The sequence below is a fragment of the Massilia sp. UBA6681 genome (genome assembly GCF_002454935.1).
Lineage (GTDB): Bacteria > Pseudomonadota > Gammaproteobacteria > Burkholderiales > Burkholderiaceae_D > Telluria > Telluria varians.
The window spans coordinates 17,937-39,798 of the sequence record NZ_DKJX01000054.1 but is presented as its reverse complement, the minus strand read 5'-3'; the positions used below and the strand labels follow the sequence as shown (position 1 = coordinate 39,798).

General features: G+C 63.5%; 16 protein-coding genes. 7 read left to right on the top strand and 9 right to left on the bottom strand.

Annotated features, from left to right (window positions below):
* Positions 1-110 precede the first annotated feature (110 nt).
* On the bottom strand, positions 111-1,229 hold the full coding sequence (locus B2R83_RS08685; RefSeq protein ID WP_292040148.1) for an acyltransferase family protein: 1,119 nt from the start codon (positions 1,227-1,229) through the stop codon (positions 111-113).
* A gap of 146 nt (positions 1,230-1,375) precedes the next feature.
* Between B2R83_RS08685 and B2R83_RS08680 the strand changes: the two genes are divergently transcribed.
* Complete coding sequence (locus B2R83_RS08680; RefSeq protein WP_292040147.1) at positions 1,376-2,248, top strand: sulfurtransferase; 873 nt, start codon at positions 1,376-1,378, stop codon at positions 2,246-2,248.
* 152 nt (positions 2,249-2,400) lie between these two features.
* On the opposite strand, the gene B2R83_RS08675 is transcribed toward B2R83_RS08680, so the two are convergent.
* The 8 genes from B2R83_RS08675 to B2R83_RS08640 form a co-directional block, all read right to left on the bottom strand.
* Entirely contained in the window at positions 2,401-2,976 is a 576-nt protein-coding gene (locus B2R83_RS08675) for a DUF4214 domain-containing protein (RefSeq protein WP_292040146.1), read from the bottom strand.
* Positions 2,977-3,347: 371 nt separating this feature from the next.
* Positions 3,348-4,706, bottom strand: a complete 1,359-nt coding sequence (locus tag B2R83_RS08670; protein WP_292040145.1) for a TolC family outer membrane protein — start codon at positions 4,704-4,706, stop codon at positions 3,348-3,350.
* A 3-nt stretch (positions 4,707-4,709) separates the two neighbouring features.
* Positions 4,710-6,062, bottom strand: coding sequence for an HlyD family type I secretion periplasmic adaptor subunit (locus tag B2R83_RS08665; RefSeq protein WP_292040144.1), 1,353 nt, complete (start codon positions 6,060-6,062; stop codon positions 4,710-4,712).
* Complete coding sequence (locus B2R83_RS08660; protein ID WP_292040143.1) at positions 6,059-7,885, bottom strand: type I secretion system permease/ATPase; 1,827 nt, start codon at positions 7,883-7,885, stop codon at positions 6,059-6,061. Before B2R83_RS08660 ends, B2R83_RS08665 begins: the two co-directional genes overlap by 4 nt.
* Positions 7,886-8,075: 190 nt before the next feature.
* The gene (locus tag B2R83_RS08655) at positions 8,076-9,611 is read right to left on the bottom strand and encodes a class I SAM-dependent methyltransferase (RefSeq protein ID WP_292040142.1); all 1,536 of its coding nucleotides are present in this window, start codon (positions 9,609-9,611) and stop codon (positions 8,076-8,078) included.
* 145 nt (positions 9,612-9,756) lie between these two features.
* Positions 9,757-12,486, bottom strand: a complete 2,730-nt coding sequence (locus B2R83_RS08650; RefSeq protein WP_292040141.1) for a hypothetical protein — start codon at positions 12,484-12,486, stop codon at positions 9,757-9,759.
* A gap of 424 nt (positions 12,487-12,910) precedes the next feature.
* On the bottom strand, positions 12,911-14,236 hold the full coding sequence (locus B2R83_RS08645) for an IS4 family transposase (protein ID WP_292040140.1): 1,326 nt from the start codon (positions 14,234-14,236) through the stop codon (positions 12,911-12,913).
* Between the two features lie 118 nt (positions 14,237-14,354).
* Positions 14,355-15,710, bottom strand: a complete 1,356-nt coding sequence (locus tag B2R83_RS08640; protein ID WP_292040139.1) for a FecR family protein — start codon at positions 15,708-15,710, stop codon at positions 14,355-14,357.
* A gap of 285 nt (positions 15,711-15,995) precedes the next feature.
* Here B2R83_RS08640 and B2R83_RS08635 point away from each other — a divergent pair, with 285 nt between their 5' ends.
* The 6 genes from B2R83_RS08635 (at position 15,996) to B2R83_RS08610 (ending at position 21,761) form a co-directional block, all read left to right on the top strand.
* The gene (locus tag B2R83_RS08635) at positions 15,996-17,837 is read left to right on the top strand and encodes a CHASE2 domain-containing protein (RefSeq protein WP_292040138.1); all 1,842 of its coding nucleotides are present in this window, start codon (positions 15,996-15,998) and stop codon (positions 17,835-17,837) included.
* Entirely contained in the window at positions 17,834-19,072 is a 1,239-nt protein-coding gene (locus B2R83_RS08630) for a tetratricopeptide repeat protein (protein ID WP_292040137.1), read from the top strand. Before B2R83_RS08635 ends, B2R83_RS08630 begins: the two co-directional genes overlap by 4 nt.
* Before the next feature lie 8 nt (positions 19,073-19,080).
* A complete protein-coding gene (locus B2R83_RS08625) occupies positions 19,081-20,220 on the top strand; it encodes an acyltransferase family protein (protein ID WP_292040136.1) in 1,140 nt (379 codons plus the stop codon).
* 69 nt (positions 20,221-20,289) lie between these two features.
* Positions 20,290-20,607, top strand: coding sequence for a VanZ family protein (locus tag B2R83_RS08620; RefSeq protein WP_292040135.1), 318 nt, complete (start codon positions 20,290-20,292; stop codon positions 20,605-20,607).
* Positions 20,608-20,708: 101 nt separating this feature from the next.
* Positions 20,709-21,389 (top strand): Crp/Fnr family transcriptional regulator, encoded by a 681-nt coding sequence (locus B2R83_RS08615; RefSeq protein ID WP_292040133.1) that lies wholly within the window; start codon positions 20,709-20,711, stop codon positions 21,387-21,389.
* Between the two features lie 54 nt (positions 21,390-21,443).
* On the top strand, positions 21,444-21,761 hold the full coding sequence (locus B2R83_RS08610; protein ID WP_292040132.1) for a hypothetical protein: 318 nt from the start codon (positions 21,444-21,446) through the stop codon (positions 21,759-21,761).
* Positions 21,762-21,862: the final 101 nt, after the last annotated feature.

The following is a 21,862-nucleotide window of genomic DNA, read 5'->3' as shown; positions in this document are numbered from 1 at the left end:
CGTAGGGTGGGCGAGTCCCTCGCCCACGCGGTGATAGCTTGCAGCAAGATCATCCGGCACGATGACGGAGCCGATAACGATCACCGCGTGGGCGGGAAGACCCGCCCACCCTACGCAACCCGCGCAGCTTGCGGATGGCTGGCGCCATAGTTGCGGCGCATGCGCAGGAAGGGTTCCTCGACGATGTGGTAGCTCAGTGTCGACAGCGCCCAGGTGGCGCCATAAGCCACCGCCAGCATGATGGCGGCGTCGACCCAGACAGTGCCGGTCGGCGCCACCAGGCCGATGCGGGCGGCAAAGATGTGCAGCAGTCCCATGTGCAGCAGGTAGAACGAGAAGCTGATCTTGCCGCCCTGGCTCAGCGCGCGTTCGACCGGCGCCGACAGGCGCGGCCCGAAGGAAACCCAGGCCAGGATCAGCGCGGCCCAGCCAAGACTCTCCAGCAGCGACCACCAGATCCAGAACGAGGATTTCGGCGTGGCGCCGAAAGGCGCGAGGCGGTGCATCAGGGCGGTGTCCCACAGCACCAGGGCGACGCTGGCGACCAGCAGCAGCGGGGCGAAACGCGCCAGCGGGGCGCGCCAGCGGGCGTGCAGCATGGCCGCCGCCATGCCGATCAGGAACTGGTCGAAGCGGCCGACCCAGGTGCTGAAATACATCAGCGTGCTGTTGTCGTTGACCGTATAAGCCGCGACCTTGAAGAAGGCCATCAGCACCAGCCAGCCGCCCAGGTAGGCCACGCCGCGTTCGATGCTGAAGCGCGCCAGGAAGGGGAAGACCATGTAGAACAGGAATTCCAGCGAGATGGTCCAGGCGGCGCCGGTGATCACCGTGCCCGAGGTCGGCGCCAGGCCGAGGTTGGAGGCGAACAGGTAGAGCAGGTCCTGGGGCGCGAACTTGTCGCGGCCGATCGAGGTGGCGACCAGGAAGATGACGAGGTAGAGCGGCAGGATGCGCAGCACGCGGTTGCGCAGGAAGTCGCGGTAGACGATCTCGCGCCCGGCCCCGTGCTGGTGCAGGGCGATCTGCATGAACAGGAAGCCCGACAGCGTGAAGAACAGGCCGACGCCGGTGTGCCCTTCCGTGATCAGGGCGGTCCAGGGGCCGGCAAAGCGCACGCCGCCGTTGCCGGCATATTCGAGGTGGAAATGGAACAGGAAAACAAGGGTGGCGGCGAGCCAGCGCAGCTGGTCGATGCGCGGGTTGTACTGGATGTTCAGGGAATGCATGGCAGGGCCGGCTGGCGCGCGGCTTGTTGTTCTAATTCTTCTATTCTAATGTGAAAACCCGAGCCATTCCCTCTGGAATTGCCGCTTCAAGCAGCGGCTGCCTTATAATAGCCGGCTGTCTTCACCAAGTCCCAGCGTCAGCAGCCATGTACGTCAATATCGCCGCCTACAAATTCGTCACCCTCGACAATCTCGAAGAACTGCGCCCGCAATACCAGGCGCTGTGCAACGAACTCGGCCTGAAAGGCACGGTCCTGCTGACGCCGGAAGGCATCAACATGTTCCTGTCGGGTACGCGCGAGCACATCGACCAGTACCTCGCCTGGGTCCGCAGCGACGCTAGATTAGCTGACCTCGAGTGGAAGGAAAGCCTGTCGCTTGAACAGTCGCACAAGCGCATGCTGGTAAAGATCAAGAAGGAAATCATCACGATGCGCATGCCGCTCATCAAGCCGGAACTCGGCCGCGCACCGTCCGTCGATCCGAAGACGCTCAAGCGCTGGCTCGACCAGGGGCACGACGACGAGGGCGTGCCGGTGGTGATGATGGAAACCCGCAATGCCTTCGAGGTCGATGTCGGCACCTTCCAGAACACGCTGGACTACCGCATCGACAAGTTCACGGAGTTTCCCGAAGTGGCCACGCGGCACAAGGATGAGCTGGCCGGCAAGACGGTGGTGACCTTCTGCACCGGCGGCATCCGCTGCGAGAAGGCCGCGATCCACATGAAGGACATCGGCTACGAGCGCGTCTACCAGCTCGACGGCGGCATCCTCAAGTATTTCGAGGAAGTCGGCGGCGAGCACTACCAGGGCGACTGCTTCGTGTTCGACTACCGCACCGCGCTCAACCCCAAGCTCGAGCCGACCGAAACCACCCAATGCTTCGCCTGCCGCGCCGTGGTGACGCCGCGCCAGCAGCTGTCGCCCGAGTATGTGCCGGGCGTGTCCTGCCCGCACTGCGCCGGCAAGGACAAGGGCGCCGCGGCGCCGGCCGGTCAGGAGCCGGCCGCTTCGTAAGACCCGATGGACGCGTGGTCGGCGGGGCCGACCACTCTACGCCCAATCTATGCTCTGCCACGGTAATGCGCTACCTGCGCCATACCGCTTCCACTACCCTGCAAGTTTCACTTCATAATATTTCAAAAAACGTCTTTTTTTGAAATATTATTTCAAACCATGGCCATGCCGTCGAAGTCGAACCCGCTTGGCGACCCGACGATCTTCGCGATGGCGGCGTCGATCTGGCCCGGGTCGGAATACATGGCGCCCGTCTGCAGGTTCTTCACCTGGGCGATGTAGTCGACCGCGATCGCCGTCTTGGCGCCGGTGTAGGCGGCCTTTTCGGCATCGGTATCGATCCGGTTGGTGAACTGGGTCGACACGCCCACCTTGGCATTGAAGGCGATGCGATCGTCACCCTGCGCGCCCGCAGCCACGCCGGTCACCACGTTACCGATGTTCAGCGCACCCGTGCTCAAGGCATTCGCCCAGAAATCAATGCCGGCGGCTTCGCCCGCACGGCCAAACAGGTTCTCGTACACTTCCGCCACCACGGCGCGGTTATTCATGCCGCCATAGGTCGCCTGGTATTCGGCCGAGGTCGAAAACGCCTGGGCGATTTCCTGGTAGCCGTTCGGGTTGGTCGCCAGGTTCTTGGCCCAGAAATCCAGGCCGGCCGGGTCTGCCGGGCGGCTGAAATAGGCGACATACAGTTTCTGCACTTCGTTAATGTAATCAGTTGCCATCACGGCCTCCTCATCAAAATGGTGAGGAAAATATACCGTAATAAAAAGAACAAGGGCGCAATCCACTCATCCGTGCGCACCTAATTTCTTCAAGAAAATCAATTACATACAGGAATATGTTTCAGGTGCGAATCGATTTATTGACCTTCCAGCCAGCCTTTCCTGAACCTTGGCGATGAGCCATAACCGGTTGCCATGCGGGTTTGCGGCGGCGAGGACTCGCGACTTGCACGGCTATATGGCCGTCTGAAATCATGCTGATTTGAAAGAATCGGGATCCGCCTAAAGGCGTTCTGAGAAGCAAGATGTGGTAGCAAGGGGACAACGCAGGCCAGCTGCCGAGCCGGCCTGCGCAAGGGATGGATGCCGCCTTAGCGGAAGTATGCTGCGATTTCGCGGATGTCCTGGCTGTCGACGGTGCCGGCCAGCGCGCGCAGGCGCAGCGTAGCCACCAAGTAGGCATAGCGCGCCTGAGCCAGGTCGCGCTGGCTGGTGAACAGCTGCTGCTGGGCGTTGAGCAGGTCAAGGTTGATGCGCACCCCGCCCTTGATGCTCTGTTCGGTGGCCGTCATCAAGAGCCTGGCCGATTCCACCGCCTTGACCAGGGCATCGATCTTGCGCACGCTGCTCTGGGCCAGGCTGTGCGCGCGGCGCAGTTCGACCGTCAGCCTGTCGGTGCGCGCGTCCAGGTCGGAGCGGGCGCGCTCGTAGTTCGCCGCCGACTGGCGCGTCTGCGCATTGATGGCCCCCCCCTGGTAGATCGGGATATTTACCTGCACACCCAGCGAGCGGTTGGTGTTGAGCTGGTTGAGCGTGTTGACCGTCTCGTTGTCGCCCTTGTTATAAGTCGCGACAAAGTCCACCCGCGGCAGGTGACCTGCGCGCTGGCGTCCGATTTCCAGGCGCGTGTTCTCGACGGCAAGGCGGGCCGCGGCCAGCTCGTTATTATTCGCCAGGAACAGCTTGTGCCATTCCTCGAACGAGGCCGGTGACAGCTGGGTCGGGCGAAAGCCTTCGTCCAGGCGGTCGAGCGTGTCCACAGGGCCGCCGATCACCCCTTCAAGCACTTCGCGCTGGGCCTTGGCATTGTCCTGCGCCTCGATCAGCGCGGCCTCGGCCAGATCGAGCCGGGCCTTGGTCTCGAGCATGTCGGTGCGCGTGCCCTCCCCCTTCTCGAACAGGCGCTGATTGACCTTCTGCTGCTCGGCATACATGTCGCGCTGCACGCGCGCCAGGGCTACCTGGTCGTCGGCGAACAGCGCGTCCATGTAGGCGCTGACCACGCGCACCCCGACCTCATTGGTGTCGGCCTCGAACTGCTCGGCGCCTTGCGCGGTCTGGACCTTGCCCTGGCGGTAGCGCTGGACCGCATCCATATTGAACAGCGGCTGGCGCAGCTGGACGACGGAGGAGCGGCTCATGTACTTCTCGTTCGACAGCCTCGGCGCCTGGCCGGGAATCTCGGTTTCCCGATCGAGGACGTTCTTGCTGCCGTTGAAGCTGGCCGACACGCTCGGCAGCAGCTGGGAGCGGCCGAGGATGCGGTTTTCCTTGGCCGCCTCGTTCGCATAGAAGCCGATGCGGTAGGTCGGGTCGTTCTTCAGCGCGGCTTCATAGGCCTGCTGCAGGCTGACCGCGCCGGCATTGCCTGCCGCGAGGACAGCCGCTGCCAGTGCACACAGGTGGAGACGCCCCGGCAGGCGCCGCTGATGACGGGAAATGCTGCTCACTGGTCAGTCCTCGCTGATGGCCGAATGCGCACGATCGATCACCGGCTTGAGCAGGTAGTTCGCCATGGTGCGCTCGCCGGTCTTGACGAACAGTTCCACGGGCATGCCAGGGATGATGTTGAGCTTGTGCGCAGCGATTTTCTTCGCACCCTCCGGCGTCACTTTCACGCGCACCGTGTAGTACGGCATGCCGCTGTGCTGGTCGACCGAACGATCGGCCGACACCTGCGTCACTTCGCCTTCGATGTGCGGGGTCTTGTTGGTGTTGAAGGCCGAGAAGATCAGCTCGGTCGGCAGTCCCGCGTGCACCTTGTCGACCAGGTTGACCGGCAACTGGCCCTCCACCACCAGTTGGTCGCCGCTCGGCACGATGTCCATCATCTTGAAACCGGCCGGCACCACGCCGCCGTTGGTGAACACGGCGAGGTCGACCACCACGCCGTCCGCCGGCGCCTTCACCTCGACGTTCTCGAGTTCGAACTGCTGGGCCTTCAGGCGCGCCGCAAGCGATTCGGCTTCCTTCTGCACATCGGTCAGGACGGTACGAACTTCCTTCTGGTAGTCCTGGGCGCGCTGGGAGCGGCGCAGGTTCAGCTCCAGCACCTGGCGCTGGGCGCGGCCGATGTTGCCGATGTCTTCCGAGATCAAACCGTTCAGCTGGGCATAGGTACGCTCCAGGTCGAGCAGGCGGTTGCGGGCAACGTAGCCTTCCTTGGCAAGGTCGCGCATCCCGGCGAGCTGTTCCTTCAGGATGTTGACCTGCTCCTTTTTGCTCTCGCGTGATTCCTGCAGGCCCTGGATCTGCAGCTTGAGGCCGGCGATGCTCTCGTCGATGCCGCCCAGCTCGTTCTGCAGCGAGACCTGGCGCGAGGTTAACAACTGTTCCTGCAGGCGCATCACTTCCGCCACGCGCGGCTCGCCGCGACGCTTTTCCAACTCCGGCGGGAAGGTGATCGTCTTGCGGTTGTCGCGTTCCGCGACCAGGCGCGCCTCGGTGGCGATGGCGCTCAGGTACTGCGCCTCAGTCTGGTCGTGGCCGGCCTGGGCCAGCACCGCGTTCATGCGCACCAGCACCTGGCCCTGCTTGACGTGGTCGCCGTTCTTGACCAGGATTTGCTGGACCGTGCCGCCGCCCTGGTGCTGCACCGCCTTGCGGTTCGATTCCTTGGCCACGGTCCCCGACAGCGGCACGCCCTTGTCCAGCGGCGCCAGAGCGGCCCATAGCACGAAGCCGACGAAGCCGACCAGCACCACGATCCAGCCGACCCGTGCGAAGCTCTTCGCATCGGTATTCACTTCCAGCGGTGTGACGTCATGGCTGACGACATCGCTGGTCTCGCTCTTCAGTAATTTCATTCCTTGTTCTCTCCGGTCGTGGCTTCGGCTGGCTGCGGCGTCACGCCGGCGGCCTGCGCACGTGCCTGCGCTTGGGCCTGGGCTTGAGCCTGCGCAGCGGCCTGCTGCGCCTGCTGCTGTGCCAGCATCGCCTTCTTGTTCGCGTCCTGCAGCGCCGCCAGCACCTCATTGGTCGGGCCGAAGGCCTGCGCAGTACCGTCGCGCAGGAGCAGCAGCTTGCTGGTCGCGCCCAGCACGGTGGTGCGGTGGGTGATCAGGACAATGGTCTTGCCGCGCTGGCGCAGGTCGAGGATCGCCTGCACCAGGGCCTGTTCGCCGATGTCATCCAGGTTCGAATTCGGCTCGTCGAGCACGATCAGCGAAGGATCGCCGTACATGGCGCGCGCCAGGCCGATGCGCTGCTTCTGGCCGCCCGACAGGCCGGCGCCGGCCTCGCCCAGCCGGGTGTCATAGCCGTCCGGCATGTGCAGGATCATGTCGTGCACGCCGGCGCGCTTGGCCGCGATGACGACCTTCTCGGCATCGACCTCGCCGAAGCGGGCGATGTTCTCGCTCACGGTGCCGGCGAACAGTTCGATATCCTGCGGCAGGTAGCCCATGTGCGGGCCCAGCTCACCCTTGTTCCACTGATAGATATCGGCGCCGTCCAGGCGCACCTTCCCCATCTGCGCCGGCCACACGCCCACCAGCAGGCGCGCCAGGGTCGATTTGCCGGAGCCGCTCGGGCCGATCACGCCCAGCACGTCGCCCGGGGCGATGGCGAAGCTCAGGCCCTTGATGATGGCCGACTTGCCGCCGGGCGGAGCCGCGGTCACGCCTTCCACCGACAGGGCGCCCAGCGGCTTGGGCAGCTCCATGCCGGCTTCGCGTGCAGGATTGGCTTCGAGCAGCTTGCTCAGACGTTCGTAGGCGCTGCGGGTCGAGGCCCACGACTTCCACACGCCGATCACCTGCTGCACCGGGGCCAGGGTGCGGCCGACCAGGATCGAGGCGGCGATCATCATGCCGGCGGTGATATCGTTCTCCAGCACCAGCAGGGCGCCGAAGCCCAGCACCAGCGACTGCAGGGACACCTGCGTGAACTTGGTGAGGGAGGCGATCTTGGCGGCCTTCTCGCTGGCGTCGGCCTGCAGCACCAGGAACTTGCTGTGGGTTTTGAACCAGCGGTTGATCAGGTTGGGCAGCATGCCCATCGACTCGATCACCTCGGCATTGCGCAAGTTGTTGGTCGCCATCGTGCTCGAAGCGATCGCCATCGAGTTGGCTTCGCTCAGCGGGGCCTTGGTGACGCGCTCGTTGATGAAAGCCAGTGCGATCAGGATCATCGAACCGACCAGGGCGAACAGGCCGAGCCAGACGTCGAATGCGAAGATAACCGCCAGGTAGATCGGGAACCAGGGCGCGTCGAAGAATGCGAACAGGCCGTTCCCGGTCAGGAACTGGCGCAGGGTGGTCAGGTCGTTCAGGGCCTGGCCCGCGTTGCCGCCGGCCTGCTTCAGGTTCTGCTCGAAGGCGGCGGTATACACGCGCTTGTTGAGCGCTAGGTCGAAGCGCGCCCCAACCCGCACCAGCACGTAGGAACGCACCAGCTCCAGGCCCGACATGAGGACATAGGCGCCCAGCATCAGCACGGTGAGCATAATGAGGGTCATCTCGTTGCGGCTGGCCAGCACGCGGTCATAGACCTGCAGCATGTACAGCGAAGGCACCAGCATCAGCAGGTTGGTAATGGCGCTGAAGGTACCGACGGTCCAGAAGGTGCTTTTGAAAGCGAGCAGGGTCTGCTCAATCTCGTTTTTCTTGTTGAAGAGTTTGGTATTCATGCAGTCCGTTGGCGCGGTTGGTCAGTGCTTCGACCCGTCAAGCGAACTCAACGGGAAAGAGCGAGACATTATCGCTCAATTCCCGACAAAAATGTGATGTGCGTCACATACTCCACCCGACTTGGAGCGGAAATCTGTGGTTTTCATGCTGCAGAGATGACCGCCATGCAGCATGGCGCGAATGCACCGATCAGGCGCAGACGCCCAGGTTGCGCAGGATGGGTAACCTGGTATCGCGGAAGTCCCTGGCCTGGATGCGCAGTTCCGCCAGTTGCTCTTCTTGTGACGTCAGCGGCTTGCCTTCCTTGAGCAGCTGATGTCCTTGCTGGACCAGCAGCGCCTGCACATAGTCGGCCCAGGCCTCGGGCTCGACTAGGCCGATGTCGCGCGCCAGCAGGAACAATTGTTCGATCCGCGAAGCGGCGACGGCGCCTCCGGTGAGCGGCGCCGCCAGCGCCGCGACCGTGCTCGAGGCGCGCGCGATGCCGCACAGCTTGCGGTTGAGCCTGATGGCGGGTGCGCGGGCGTCGGTGACCGTCGCCTCGTCCTGCACCGGCTGCAGGACGGCCTGGGCGGTCAGGATCATCACCACCTGCACCAGCTGCACGAAGCTGACCCGCTCGCGCAAGGCATGTTCGATCTCGAGCAGGCTGCGCGGCTGGTGGTCGGCCAGCAGATCGATCACCGGGCCATAGATGTCGGCGGTCAGCTCAGCCTCGCCCAGCACGCCGGTCACTTTCAGCTTGATGCCGGAAGCCGGCACCACCATCACGACCCGCTGCATCCGGATCTGCTCGTTGCGCTCGAAGGGCGCCAGCGTGCGTGCCCCGCGTACCCAGTAATCGCGGCGGAACTGCTGGTTGACGAAAAAGTCGCGCACGGTCTCGCGGAAGTTGCGGTCCGGGATCTCGGCCAGCATCTGCTGCTGCTCGGCGCTCAGGTTGATGGCGTCGATGTGGTCCAGGTAATGGGCCGAGCAGACATAGGACAGCTTGGCCCCGGACAGCCAGCCCTGCATGCGCGAGAAGGACATCGGCATCCAGTCGCGGTTGAAGTATTCGTGCGCCAGATAGGCGCGGGGCTGCTTGCCGATCTGTTCCAGCCGTTTTTCGACCTGGGGATTGGCGCGCGCAAACTGGGCGCCGGTGCCCAGCACTTTCTGTGCGAAGGCCAGCGAGGCGTCAATGCGCGGCACGATGCCGGTACCGGGCACGCCCATCAGCTCGGCATGCTCGGTCAGCAGGTCGCGCAGCGGCGCCATCGCCGCCCAGCCCGGCTGGGTGTTGTAGCTGATGTAGAGGACGCCGCCGACCTTCAGCTTGCGGCGCAGGAAGTCGGCGATGAGGGCGCGGTTCTCGTCCGAAATCCAGCTCCAGATGCCGTGCAGGCCGATGTAGTCGAAATCGGGAAGGTCGGGGCGTTTGCAGAAGATCTCGAAGGATTCGTCGAACAGCTGCGCCCCGGAACCGGCGGCGCCCGCCAGCTCCTGGGCGAAACCGGCCTGGGCGGGGTTGAAGTCGGTGCCATGCCAGCGAGTGACCGAGGCCGCGGCGTGCACGTTGATACTGACGCCCTGGCCAAAACCGAGTTCGCAGGCGGTCCCGACTTCGGGAAAGGCGACGCCGGAATTGAGGAAGGCCAGCTTGATCCGCTGCGGATTGAGTTCGGCGTAATACCCGTATGTGTAGCCGATATCCGCTACGTAGCCCTCGGTCCAGTCTGACATCGTCCCTCCACGTGTGATATTGAACACAACATGTTAGCACTGCTTCGGGTAGGCGGGACCAGTAAAAGAAAAAACCCCGCAAGCGAGCTTGCGGGGTTTTGCTTCGGAGGCAGTCCGCTTGCGCGGACTGCCTGCCGGAGGGGTATTACACCAGGAAGAAGCCGTCGGTGGTGCCGACTTCGCCGATCTCGGTGACACCGGTGATGCCGACCAGCTTGACTGCCAGGTCACCAACCATATCAGCCGAACCGCCAGCGCCTTGCTGGAACACGTAGCTGTTGCCCAGGTATTCGAAGATCACCACTTCGCCAGCGGTTTCAGCGGCGTTGTTGGCGATTACGAAAGCAGCGGCCAGATCAGCAGGACCAGCACCGGTAAAGGTCAGCACGCCCTTGGCGATGGTGCCGGTGGTGACAGCGGCGTTAGCGTTAGCAACGGTACCGTTAGCGAACACCAGGGTGTCGGCGTCAGCCCAGGCAGCGGTGCGAGCAGCACTTGCCTCGGTACCGGCAGCAGCAGCGGCAGCCTTCTCGAAGCCAAACACTTGCTCTTGCTCACCAGCAACAGTGGTCGAGGTAGCAGCTACGGTCACGGCATCCACGCCCGAACCCAGCTTGATCACGCCGCCGTTGGCGACATCATTGGTACCCACGATCAGGCCACCGGTCTGTGCCGACGCGTCGATGGTTGCCAGCTTGGTCGCGCCGGTGACAGTACCGATGGTCAGGTTCTGCGCGCCGGTCACGGTAATCGAGGTCAGCTTGTCGGTCGCGGTCACGTTGACGTTGTTGCTTGCGTTGGCGCCGCCCGAAACGATCTCCAGCGACGTTGCTTCTTCAGCGGTCAGCGACAGCGTGGTGTAGTTGTCGGCCGTCTGTGGCAGCAGCGCTTCCGCAGCATTGTCAGCCAGGTACGAGGTGTCGAACACGGCTTTGACAGCGGTCGCGTTGGTAGCAATTGCGCCGCTCACGGTTTCACCAGCATCGTTGGTGGTGGTGCGGGTTTCGTCAGCATCGACGGTCACGGTCAGCGCGCCAGCGGTCTTCTGCAGGACGGTCAGGGTCGAGCCAGCCATGTCGGCGGTCACGCGGACGCCAACGTTAGCACCGACGTTCGACAGGGTTGCGCCTGCACCGACGTTGCCCGAAGCGATGAACTCGGTGACGGTGTTTTTGCTCGAAAGGATTTCGACGTCCAAAGTACGAGCCAGACCAGCAGCGTCGAACAAGTCGAAGTTGCTGAATGCGCCGATGTTTGCCGAACCAACCAGGCTCAGCGACAAGGTATCGATACCTGCGCCGGCGTCGATGTTGTCACCAGCTTGGATTGCCACACCGGGGTTCGCTTTGAAGGTGTCGGCGCCATCGCCCAGCAGGACGGTCAGCTTGCCGGTGCCGCGGCCAGCGAGGGTGACGGTGTCGTCACCTGCACCAGCGTCAACAGTGACTTCGCCGTCACCGGTGGTGTTGATGGTGATGGAGTCCTTGCCCGCGCCGGTCGATACAGTCGCGTTGAGGGCGGCGGTCGTGGTGGTTGCTTTGGCGGTATTAGCAGCCAGGGTCACGGTGTCAGCGCCAGCGCCGGTCGTGATGCTGTTGACATCGGTGTCGCCCACGAAGGTGATCGCGCCGGCCGAACCAGCTGCGTTCACGGTCGTAACTTTCTTGGTCAGTGCCGATGCAGTGTCGTTGATGGTCAGGGTGGTAGCCACTGCCGAGTTCACGGTCACGGTCTGTGCATCCTTGACAGCGGTCACGCCCAGAGCCAGCGAGGCCGGGGTCGAACCAGTGCCGGTGGTAGTCTGAGCGATGGTGCCCGACACATTCACGGTCGAGGTGCCAGTAGTGGTCAGGCCGACGACGTTGGTGGTGGCAGCACCCTTGACGGCCTCCAGGGCGATGTTTGCCGAAGCTGCGCCGCTGGCGGTGGTGACAGAACCGCTTTCCAGGGTCAGGCCACGGAAACCTGCGGTGGTGCTAGCAGCCAGGCCGGTGACTTTGGTAGCGCTGCCGATCTGCCAGATTTGGGTTGCGCCAACAAACTGGCCAGCGGCGACGCCGTCAGCGCCACCGAATTCAGCGCCGGCAGTGTTGTACAGGTTGATGATCTCGACGTTCTTGACCGATGCCGATGCCGGCAGACTGGTGTTGATGCCAGCGCTGGTGTACACGTTCAGGGTGTCGGTGCCTGCGCCGCCGTCGATGCTGTCGAAGGCGTTCAGGGTCGCTTTCGAGTCGCCATTGGCGTCAACGTTGCGAGCATTGAAGGTGTCGTTGGCCGAGGTGCCGACCAGGGTTTCGACGCCAGTGCCGACGACGTAGGTCTGACCCACGATCGGCGGGTTGGTGACGGTACCAACGGTGCTGTTCAGGGCGGCGGCTTCGGTCGCGGCCTTCAGGGTAGTTTCGTCTTTGATACCAGCCAGCCATGCCTTGGCAGCATTGTTAGCCGCAGTACCGTTGTAACCCAGGATTTCAGCTGGGGTGTCCAGGGCTGCGGTAAATGCGGTCGCGGCAGCGACTTTGGCTTTGTAGGCATCGCCATCAGCGCCTTGTGCGCCAGCAGCGATGGTGGTGACGGCGTTGTCGATGGTGAAGGTGCCGTTCAGCAGGCCCTGGCCCCAGAAGGTCAGCGCGGCTGCTTCTGCAGGACGACCGAACAGGTTCTGGTAAACTGTGTTGATCACCTGGTAGGCGCTCTGGCCTGCGAAGGTGTCTTTGTATTCTTGCGATGCAGCGAAAGCTTTCGAGACTGCGGTGGTGTCGCCTTTAGCGGCAGTCACAACGTTTTCCCAGTAAGTCAGGCCGGCAGCGTCGGCTGGACGGCTGAAGTAAGCGACGTACAGCTTTTGTACTGCTTCGGTATAAAGCGCCATTTATTGCTCCTAAGTTTCGGTCAGTGTTTAAATTTGCAGCACGTCTCATGACTTCTGCAATCCAACGGGGCGAATGATGACAGAGGGAACTTGCGCAATAATGTGACGGTCATCACATTCACTCACATTTTTTGTCCCTAAGTTGTAAAAGCTCGTCCGATTTGTTGGTCGCACATTATCAGAGAACAGCACAGCTCATGCAAGCTTGTATTTCCCAAGTGCTCCAATAATGACTAAAATCGCGATACCATCACTGTTTATCGAGAAATCTGCGGTATTTATGCACGGAAATATATGCATATGGATAGAATTAGAGAGAATTAAACATGATTCAACATAGTCCAATATACAATTGGAAACAAATTGAACGTGTTAGCCAAGCAATGCAACAATAAAAACCCGTGTTACCGGTAATGCCGTTCAGTTAAGGTAGCTTCTTCACCTTCCGGACGGCATAACGCTTCGGCGTTGCCTTGACGGCCCGGTCGCATTTGCGGCCGGACCGTTCTTCTTTCAGAAGGCTAACCAGCCTCTCTCGCAGGTGCTTCATTGAGGCAGGCAGCTTTCCATAGGACCTTGTAACTCCTGCCCAGTGCAGTTCAAACTGGATCAGGTGAAAGGCACGAATGAAGCTCACCTCGGTCGGCTCGCACTTGACCGCCAGCGCAGCCTTGGCGATTTCAAGGCGGACCAGATTGTAGGCGATCAGCGTGCCCCAGATTTCCTGATACACCCCGTCCACGGTTTTCGAACGCAAAGTCAATGCCATACCCAGCATGGTCTGCTTCAGTTCCCGGTAGCTTGTCTCGATACTCCAGCGCTTGTCATACAAAGTGGCGATGTCGGCCGGTTTGTAACGCTGACGGTCGCGTAGCGAAGTCAGCAAGACGCGCTTGCGCGCCTGGGCGTCGACGACAGTGATGGCGCGCGCCTCCCAGAATTCCGGCAGTTCCGGAGACTTCTTCCTTGCCTGCGGTGACACGCGCATGCGAACGAAGGCGTCATGCTCGCTGCCTTCGAGCACGTCCCATTTCGTATTCGATTTGGCTGGAATCAGGAAGTGACGCTCGGCGCCGCTGGCTGTCAGACTGCACAGGATTTCGGCCGACAGGAAGCCACGGTCGAAGACGGTGAGCGATTCGTCCGGAATCGCCTCGACCAGCTGCTTCGCATACAGCATTTCATTGGTCGAATAGGGGCCGAACGCTGCGCTGTGCACCAGGTGCGTCGGCAGTGCAGTGAGCGTGACACCGCGCACCTGCGGATAGCTCGCCACTGTGCCGCCGGCATAGCCCTGCGCGCCGAAATGCTCCCGGTTCTTCTCCGTGTCGTGGGTGCGCAAGGTGGTGCCGTCCATTGCAAACAGCTGCAGTCCCTTGAACAGATAGGCGCGCTTGTCCTGCGCAACCCAGTTTGCCGCCGAATGGTCGAACAGCCACTTCAACGGCTCCGGCCCGACGCGCTGGCGCGCCTGCGCTGCCGCGCTCTTGCTAACGAACGGCGTGTGCTCGGTCGGTACGGCCAAGCCGAGGTCGTCGAGCACTTCCCCGATTGACTTGTGACGATACAGCGCCAGCGCCACCATCAGCCATACCACCTGCTCGGCAGGCAGACGCCGATGCCGGATACTGAGCGCATCCGAGCTCGCGAGCGCCTGCTCGATCCATTCAACAGGAAGATGCTCTCCCAGCCTTGCCCAGTCGGGAGCTTCGAGATGGTTTGCTAGAAAATGAAGATTGTCGTCAAACATGGCGACGAAGGTTAACAGCGATGCCCAACGTTTACAACGACAAAATAAAAATGCCGTTCAGTCTTAACTGAACGGCATTACCGTGTTACCGGGGTTTGCTCAAAACTGTCAGCCAGCTTTATTTGGTCCAGAAAGTCACGCCTCTGACACGTCGCTCTTCATCGAGCATACGATCGAATAAATAGGCGGCCGTTCCACCCTTGTCATTGCTAAGCAGGCCGTCAACCAGCATATTGTTCGACTGCGACCGGAAGGTCGTATCATAGGTGCTGTTGGCAAAGCGCCCATCCTGCGCGACGATGCCCTCTGCCACCATACGATGGCGTTCGCTGCCGTTGACCAGGTCGAAGCTGGTGACAAAGCTTGCCTTGCCAAAATCGACGTCCAACAGGCCATTCTGCACGTCAGCGATCGTTACAGCCTCCGAATTAATATAGCGGATGGTCGCCTCGCCGCCTTGGAGCTTGAAGCTGGCATTGCCGCGCTCCGGCCTCACGTAATCGCGACCGGCGGTGCGGAAAATAACGTAATCTCCAACAAATAGGCGCTCGCCGCCTTTGGGCGTACTGAAGTCGATGGTGGCAGGCCTATCGGCAAGGTCTCGGAACCGTCCCCACTGAAGGGCGCGCTCGGGCAAGGACGGCACTTGCGGCTCGGCCGGCTTTTCTTCGGAAGGGACACCCACGATCGGCGGCGCCTTCGGCGGCATCGTGATCGGGTCGGGTGGCGGGATCTGCGGCGCCTGGCTCACCAGCTTCTCGAGCGAGTCGGCCTTGCGTCCGTCGAGGACCGGCACGGCGGTGCCGCTGCCGCTCTTGAGCGCCACCGGCTCGTCGGCGCGCGGCGGCGATACCTGGTCCGGGCCGCCGCCGTTCGATGGCACCAACTGCGGCGCGGCAGCACCGCGCTTAACCTGCAGCAACTGGCCGCGTTGGCCAGCGAACAGTTCACGGCTGGCCGCGCCTTCGCAGGGGCCTGCCCCCTCCGGACTGCAATTGCCGGCAAAGCTGCTGACGACCACGCCGCCGGTCAGGACCGCGACGCGCGAGGTTTCCTGGTCCGTATAGACGGTGAAGTCGGTGCCGCGCACGCCGATGGCCGCCACCGGGGTGTTGAAACGGAAATTCTGGCGCGCCAGCTTGACAGCCTCGCCCGACTTGCTGCGCGCAACCCCGCTGATGAGTTCGAGCTTGATGCGGGTTTTTGCCGGATTTTTCTGATCGACGCGGTAGGAAACGATCTTTGCCTGGGTATTCGGGCGCAGGATCAGCAGGCCGTTGTCGATCGTCTTGATATAGAGGAAGCCATCCTTGCCTGTACTCAGGAGCTCGCCTTCCTGTACCGGGGTACCTTCGGCGCCGGCCTTGTCGGCCACCTGGGCCGCGCCAGCGGCAAAGATGACCTTGCCGGCCTCGGCCGCCTGCGCCTGGAAGGCGATGGCGAGCGAGCTGATGATGAGTATTGGACGCAACATGGTTTTCCCCTTTTCGCGCTATTATCCGGGGCCGAACGCACCCCTTCCGTGATGGCCGTCACATTCTAGAGCAAACTGATACGTTATCCATCCTGCTTGGAATTTGCCTTACTTGCCCTCAAAGCAACTACTTTGTCGTACACTGTTCGTTTCCGTTAGTTAATACCCGTTTTTTAAACTCTTCCTGACGGCGTGGCCGAGTTCCCTTCCCCCATGAGCATGCACAGGCCGACCACGCGCTGGCAGACATTGTTGGCACGCCCGGCGATTGCAATCGTGGCGGTCATGCTGACTGTCGTCGTGCAATGGGGACCTTCGCTCGGGATGTCGTTTCTGAACAACATCGCTTTCGGAAGCGAGATCCTGCGCGACCAATTCATCCGCTGGCGCGTCACGACCGAACCGGAGCCCCGCATCCTCGTTGTCGATATCGACGAAGCCAGCCTGGCAGCGGTCGGGCCGTGGCCATGGTCGAGCAGCCGCATCGCCGACCTGGTTGAAATATTGCTCAGCCGCTACGAAGCGCGCGGCGTCGCACTCGACATCGTGCGCGAGAAAGCCGGCGACCCCGAAGGCGACATGCGGCTCGAGGCGCTGGCCGCCCACGGCCCGCTGGTCCTTGGCCAGATCTTCGATTTTGACTACGAGAACAAGCGCCCCCAGCCTTTGCGCCAAGGCGTGCTGGCCGGGGCCCTGCCCGAACTGCAGGCGCGTGCGCGCCGGGCCGACGGCTACATCGCCAACCATGCCGGCTTCGCCGGCGCCCGCCATGTCGGCAACATGGGCTTCGTGCCCGGAACGGACGGCGTGCTGCGCCACGTGCCGCTGGTAACGCGCTTCGAGGGCCGCGATTACCCCGCCCTTGCCCTGTCACTGGTCCGCTGCTGCAGCGCAGCGCCTGCGCCGGCGCTGCCGGACGCGGACCACATGCGCATTCCGTTCAAGCGCGACTGGAACGCTTTCACCCTGGTGAGCGCCGCCGACATCCTGGACGAAGCCATCGATCCGGCCAGCGCCAGGGGGCGGCTGGTGCTGGTCGGCTCGTCCTCGCTCGGACTGGGCGACCGCGTCACCACTCCGCACGCGGCCAAGCGCCCGGGCCTGGGGGTGCAGGCCGAAGTCCTGTCCACCCTGCTCGACCGCCAGGCGGGAACCACGCCGGCGCCCTGGCCTGGCCGCCTGGCCGCCTGCGCCTTCGCCCTGCTGTCGGCGCTACTGGCGACTTTCGCCTTTCCGCGCCTGCCGGCCTGGGCCAGCGTGGCCATGCTTGGCGCGGTTTCGACGCTGTGGCTGGCCGCCGCTTACGTCATCGCGCCGCACGACCCCTTGTTCTCGACCACCGCGCCGCTGCTCACCAACCTGTTCCTGCTGGCGGTGGCCGTGCCCTACCAGTGGCAGATGGCGCAGCGCCGCTCGCGCCATTTGCTCGGCACCCTGCGCCAGTACGTCGCGCCCTCGGTGGTGCGCGAACTGCTGCGCAGCGACCTGGAGGATCCGCTGGCGCCGCGCCAGCTCGACGTCACCACCCTGATCGCCGACATGGAGGGCTACACCACCCAGGTCGAATCGCTGTCGATGACAGAGGCCGCACGCCTGACGCGCGAATTCCTCGACTGCCTGACCGCGCCGGTGATCGCCGGCGGCGGCACCCTCGACAAGTACACCGGCGACGGCCTGGTGGCCTTCTGGGGCGCGCCGCTGCCAATCGAGCAGCATGCCGACCTGGCGCTGGATGCCGCGCGCGCCATCGTCGCGCGCGTGAAGGCGCTCTCGCATACGCGCGAAGCGGCCGGGCATCCGCCGCTGCGGGTGCGCATCGGCATCGAGAGCGGCCCGGCCGTCGCAGGCGACTTCGGCACCTCCTTCCGCAGCATCTATACCGCCGTCGGTGACAGCGTCAACACCGCTTCGCGCCTGGAACAGGCGGCGCGCGACTTCCCGCACGACGTGATCGTGGGCGCCGGCACCGTCGAGCGCTCCGTGCGTCACCGTTTCATCGCGCTGGGCGAGCGGCGCCTGCGCGGCAAGGGCAAGCCGACCGCCCTGTTCACGCCGGCCGACATCCCGCGTTCGCGCGTCGCGGCGGCCGGCGTGCCCGACATCGCCGTAGTCAAGGGCAGTACATGACATTCGATTCGCTACGCGCCGGGTGCGCGCTCTCCTTCCTGCTGCTGGCCGGCGCGCCGCACGCCTTGGGGCAAACGCAAGCCGATCCCGGCGAAGACCTGTATCTGCAAGCCCTGCAATCGATCGCGGAAGGCCGCCGCACCGACGCCACGCTTGAACTGCGCCGTGCGATCGAACAGTCGCCCAGGCATGCGGGCGCCTGGCTCGAGCTGGCCCTCACGCACTGCGCGCTCGGCAATTCGGACGAGGCCGAGCGCCTGTTCGCCATCATCGAAACGCGCTTCAATCCCTCACCGGCACTGCTGGAACTAATCGCGCAGACGCGGGAGCAGGGCTGCTCGCGCTGGGACGTGATCTCGAGCGCCGTGCTGAGCACCAGCCGCGGCTTCGACCAGAACGTCAACCAGGGCGCACGCACCACACGCTACACGATCGATGCTCCCGGCGGGCAGGTGGAATATGAACTGTCGGGCGATTTCACCCCGCGCAGCGACCAGTACACCCAGCTCGCGGGTGACTACATGCGCGAAGTCACGCCCAACGGCGTGCTCGGATTCGTCCAGTACCAGGTGCGCCGCAACGACAGCCTGCACCAGTACAACACCAGCTCCCTGTTCACGGGCCTGGAAGCGCCTTATCGCTGGGGACGCTGGCGCCTGCGCGCCATCGGTACGCTCGGCCTGGTGACCCTCGGCGGACAGCTCTACCAGCGGCAGGCCCAGCTGCAGGCACGCATCGAGCCGCCGCTGCGCTTGCCGGCCGGCACGCAGTTCAACGTAGTGGTCGCGCTCACCCGGAACAGCTTCCCGGCGCTGACCAACTTCGACTCGACCACCGAGGAACTGCGCGGACACCTGTCCTGGCGCCGCGGCGACCACTACGCCAGCGCCACGCTTGGCTACCTGAACGACCACGCGCTGGCGCACCGCCCGGGCGGCGACCGCAAGGGCGGGTTCACGAACCTGCTGCTGCGCCACCAGCTGGGGCACGGCCTCAGGACCGAGTTCGGCTACTCGCGCCAGACGTGGAACAGCAGTCGCGCCTATTCGCCGGGCCTGATCGACGAGGTGCGCGCACAAGCCACGCAGGTACTGCGCGCCAGCGTCAGCTATGCGCTCGACAAGCGCCACGCGCTCGTGCTCGAGGCGCGCGCGGTGCGCAACCGCGAGAACATCTCGATTTTCCAGTACAACAACCGCCAGTTGCAGCTGAGCTGGCAGTGGCAGCTGCCCTGAAACGGTCCATGGCATATCCAACACAGCACCGCTCGCTCGAAGCGGCAATCAGTTCCCACGACAACGGCTTCAACCTGGTGCGCCTGGTCTGCGCCCTGCTGGTGGTGGTCTACCACACCTGGATGATGAACCGGGTCGCGCCCCATCCCGATCCCCTGACCCGGCTGCTGGCGCCGAACGGCGACCTGGGCGCGCTCGCGGTCGGCGTGTTCTTCGTCATCAGCGGGATGTTCATCACGCGCAGCTGGATGGGCGACCCGCACCTCGGCCGCTTCGCCCTGCGCCGCGTGGCGCGCATCGTGCCCGGCCTGTTCGCCTGCCTGCTGGTCTCCACCGTGGTGGCCGTGGCGTTCTTTTCCGAACCCGGGTGGCGCGGCCTGCTCGAGCCGGCGCCATGGCGCTTCATCTTCGGCAACACGGTGCTGCATGGGCTGGTCTACGACATCCCGGCCGAGGAACTGCGCATCGCCGGCGTGCTGGGCGGCCAGGACCTGAACGGCCCGCTGTGGACCCTGTACTGGGAAGGCCGCATGTATGTGATGGTGGCCCTGGTCGGCCTGGCCGCCGCCCTGCCGCTGCGCAGCTGGATGCGCGGCGCCGCCCTGTTCCTGCTGCTCGCCGCCAACCTGTTCCCGCAAGTGGCGAGCGGCTACGTCTGGGAAGTGCGGATGTGGTCGCTGTTCCTGGTCGGCATGCTGCTGCAGACCCTGGCCCCGGACCTGCGCATCGGCTGGCGCCACGTGGCCTGCGCGCTGGCCCTGCTGCTGCTCAACTGGACCAGGTCCGCCGCCCTGACCCCGAGTCCGCTCACCTGGTTCGGCATTGCGCTGGTGGCGGTGACGCTGGCCATGTGTGTCGGCTCGCAGTCGCTGCCATGGGCGGCACATGTGCAGCGCCACGACTACTCGTATGGCGTCTATATCTGGCATTGGCCGGTGATCATCGTGCTGCGCGAAGTGCTGCCGCCGGTGAGTCACCGGGAGCTGACGCTGGCGACGCTGGCCGTGGTGCTGCCGCTGGCCATGCTCAGCTGGCATATGGTCGAGGCGCCGGCGCTGCGAGCGGCGCGCCGCTGGCTGGGGCGCGATGTCAACAAAGCGGCGGCTGCGTTGCAGGCACGCCCTACCGAAGCCCAAACTCCTCCCTAAGCAGGCTCGACCGTATACAATCACGGCTGTCGTCAATCCTGGAAGGGCCGTTTGATCGTGGTAGGAGACATGGTGTTGCTGGGCATGGCTGCGGCGGCCGTCTGCGTCGGGTGCCTGGTGCCGAACCGTTGGCTGCCGCCTTTGCCAAACGACAAATTCCTGCACTTTGCCAGCTTCGCCGTGCTGGCCATGCTCGCGCTGCGCGTGGCCCAGGGCCGCGCCGAGGCGCTGTTCTGGCTGCTGGGCCTGCTCGTGGCCGGCTGGCTGATCGAATGCCTGCAGGCGCTGGTGCCGGATCGCCGCTTCTGCTGGCGCGACATCGCGGCCAATGCAGCAGGGATCGCCTTTTCGGCCCTTAGCGCCCAACTCTACGTCACTTTCTTCTGAGACACAGTTCATAAGCCACCATGACCGCGTCCGCAAAAACCGCTTCCGTCCGCCGGGCTCCCGCTGGGAACGACGCCACAGCCGCGCCCGAGGAGCGCCAGGTGCAGATCCACCTGCGCAAGATCCCACTACTGGCCGAACTGTCTGACGAAGAGATCATCCGGGTCAAGCAGGACCTCCGGATCCGCCAGTACGGCAAGCGCGACATCGTGCTGCAGAAAGGCGGCCATGGGGACGGCCTCATGTTCCTGCTGTCGGGCCAGCTGCAGGTCATCGACGTGACCGAGGATGGCCGCGCCATCGGCCTGCGCATGCTGGCGCCGGGCGACTTCTTCGGCGAGATCGCCCTGATCAACAACTCCACCCGTTCAGCCTCGGTAGTGGCGATGTCGGATGCGCTGGTCGCCTTCCTGCCGGCAGCCACCGCGATGCACCTGTTCGCCCACTCTCCCTCGGTGGCGACCCACATGCTCAAGCACCTGGCCCAGAAGATCCAGCGCGATTCGGAATTCCGTTCGCTGCTGAGTATTAACAATACCGCCAAGCGCATCTACACCTACCTGGTGCTGATGCAGAAGAACAAGCAGGACGAACCGGGCGTTCCTGCCGTGGTCGAGAACCTGCCGACCCACCAGGACATCGCCAACATGATCAACACCAGCCGCGAAACCGTGACGCGGGCGCTGACGGCGCTGGCGCAGCAGGGGATCGTGCAGAAGGATGCGCACCGCTTGATCATCGTGAAGCCGGAGGCCTTGCAGAAGCTGGTGCAGGGGTCGTGAATCTCCCGTCGCGTGCTACATTCATGTCATTACACGTTTGTTCAGGAGACGACAATGAGCACGATGACCGGCAAGGGCATGGGAGTCAAACCCGGCCTGGGCAAGAGCCTGCTGACCGTGGCCCTGGTAACGGCGGCCATCCTGATGATCCCGCTCGTCGCCATGCAGTTCACCACCGAGGTGAACTGGACCGGTGTCGACTTCATCGCCGCCGGCGTCCTGCTGGCGCTCAGCGGCCTGGTCCTTACCTTCGCGCTGCGCACCGTCCGCACCGCGAAAAGCCGCCTGATTGCCGCCGGGCTGATCGGCCTGGGCTTCCTGTATTGCTGGGCAGAGATGGCTGTCGGGATTTTTACCAACCTGGGTAGCTGAACACGCGACAAACCATGACAAATTGAGTTGATTATAGACAAGGTGTTACATCTGTAACAATGGATTGGCGATTGGATGAAGTATAATTTTCGGCTCATCCG

Coding starts and splice junctions, on each gene's coding strand:
- B2R83_RS08635 (WP_292040138.1), top strand. CDS start 15,996: ATGCTGACTGTCGTCGTGCAATGGGGACCTTCGCTCGGGATGTCGTTT.
- B2R83_RS08625 (WP_292040136.1), top strand. CDS start 19,081: ATGGCATATCCAACACAGCACCGCTCGCTCGAAGCGGCAATCAGTTCC.
- B2R83_RS08630 (WP_292040137.1), top strand. CDS start 17,834: ATGACATTCGATTCGCTACGCGCCGGGTGCGCGCTCTCCTTCCTGCTG.
- B2R83_RS08650 (WP_292040141.1), bottom strand. CDS start 12,486: ATGGCGCTTTATACCGAAGCAGTACAAAAGCTGTACGTCGCTTACTTC.
- B2R83_RS08645 (WP_292040140.1), bottom strand. CDS start 14,236: ATGTTTGACGACAATCTTCATTTTCTAGCAAACCATCTCGAAGCTCCC.
- B2R83_RS08610 (WP_292040132.1), top strand. CDS start 21,444: ATGAGCACGATGACCGGCAAGGGCATGGGAGTCAAACCCGGCCTGGGC.
- B2R83_RS08620 (WP_292040135.1), top strand. CDS start 20,290: ATGGTGTTGCTGGGCATGGCTGCGGCGGCCGTCTGCGTCGGGTGCCTG.
- B2R83_RS08655 (WP_292040142.1), bottom strand. CDS start 9,611: ATGTCAGACTGGACCGAGGGCTACGTAGCGGATATCGGCTACACATAC.
- B2R83_RS08665 (WP_292040144.1), bottom strand. CDS start 6,062: ATGAAATTACTGAAGAGCGAGACCAGCGATGTCGTCAGCCATGACGTC.
- B2R83_RS08640 (WP_292040139.1), bottom strand. CDS start 15,710: ATGTTGCGTCCAATACTCATCATCAGCTCGCTCGCCATCGCCTTCCAG.
- B2R83_RS08660 (WP_292040143.1), bottom strand. CDS start 7,885: ATGAATACCAAACTCTTCAACAAGAAAAACGAGATTGAGCAGACCCTG.
- B2R83_RS08675 (WP_292040146.1), bottom strand. CDS start 2,976: ATGGCAACTGATTACATTAACGAAGTGCAGAAACTGTATGTCGCCTAT.
- B2R83_RS08680 (WP_292040147.1), top strand. CDS start 1,376: ATGTACGTCAATATCGCCGCCTACAAATTCGTCACCCTCGACAATCTC.
- B2R83_RS08685 (WP_292040148.1), bottom strand. CDS start 1,229: ATGCATTCCCTGAACATCCAGTACAACCCGCGCATCGACCAGCTGCGC.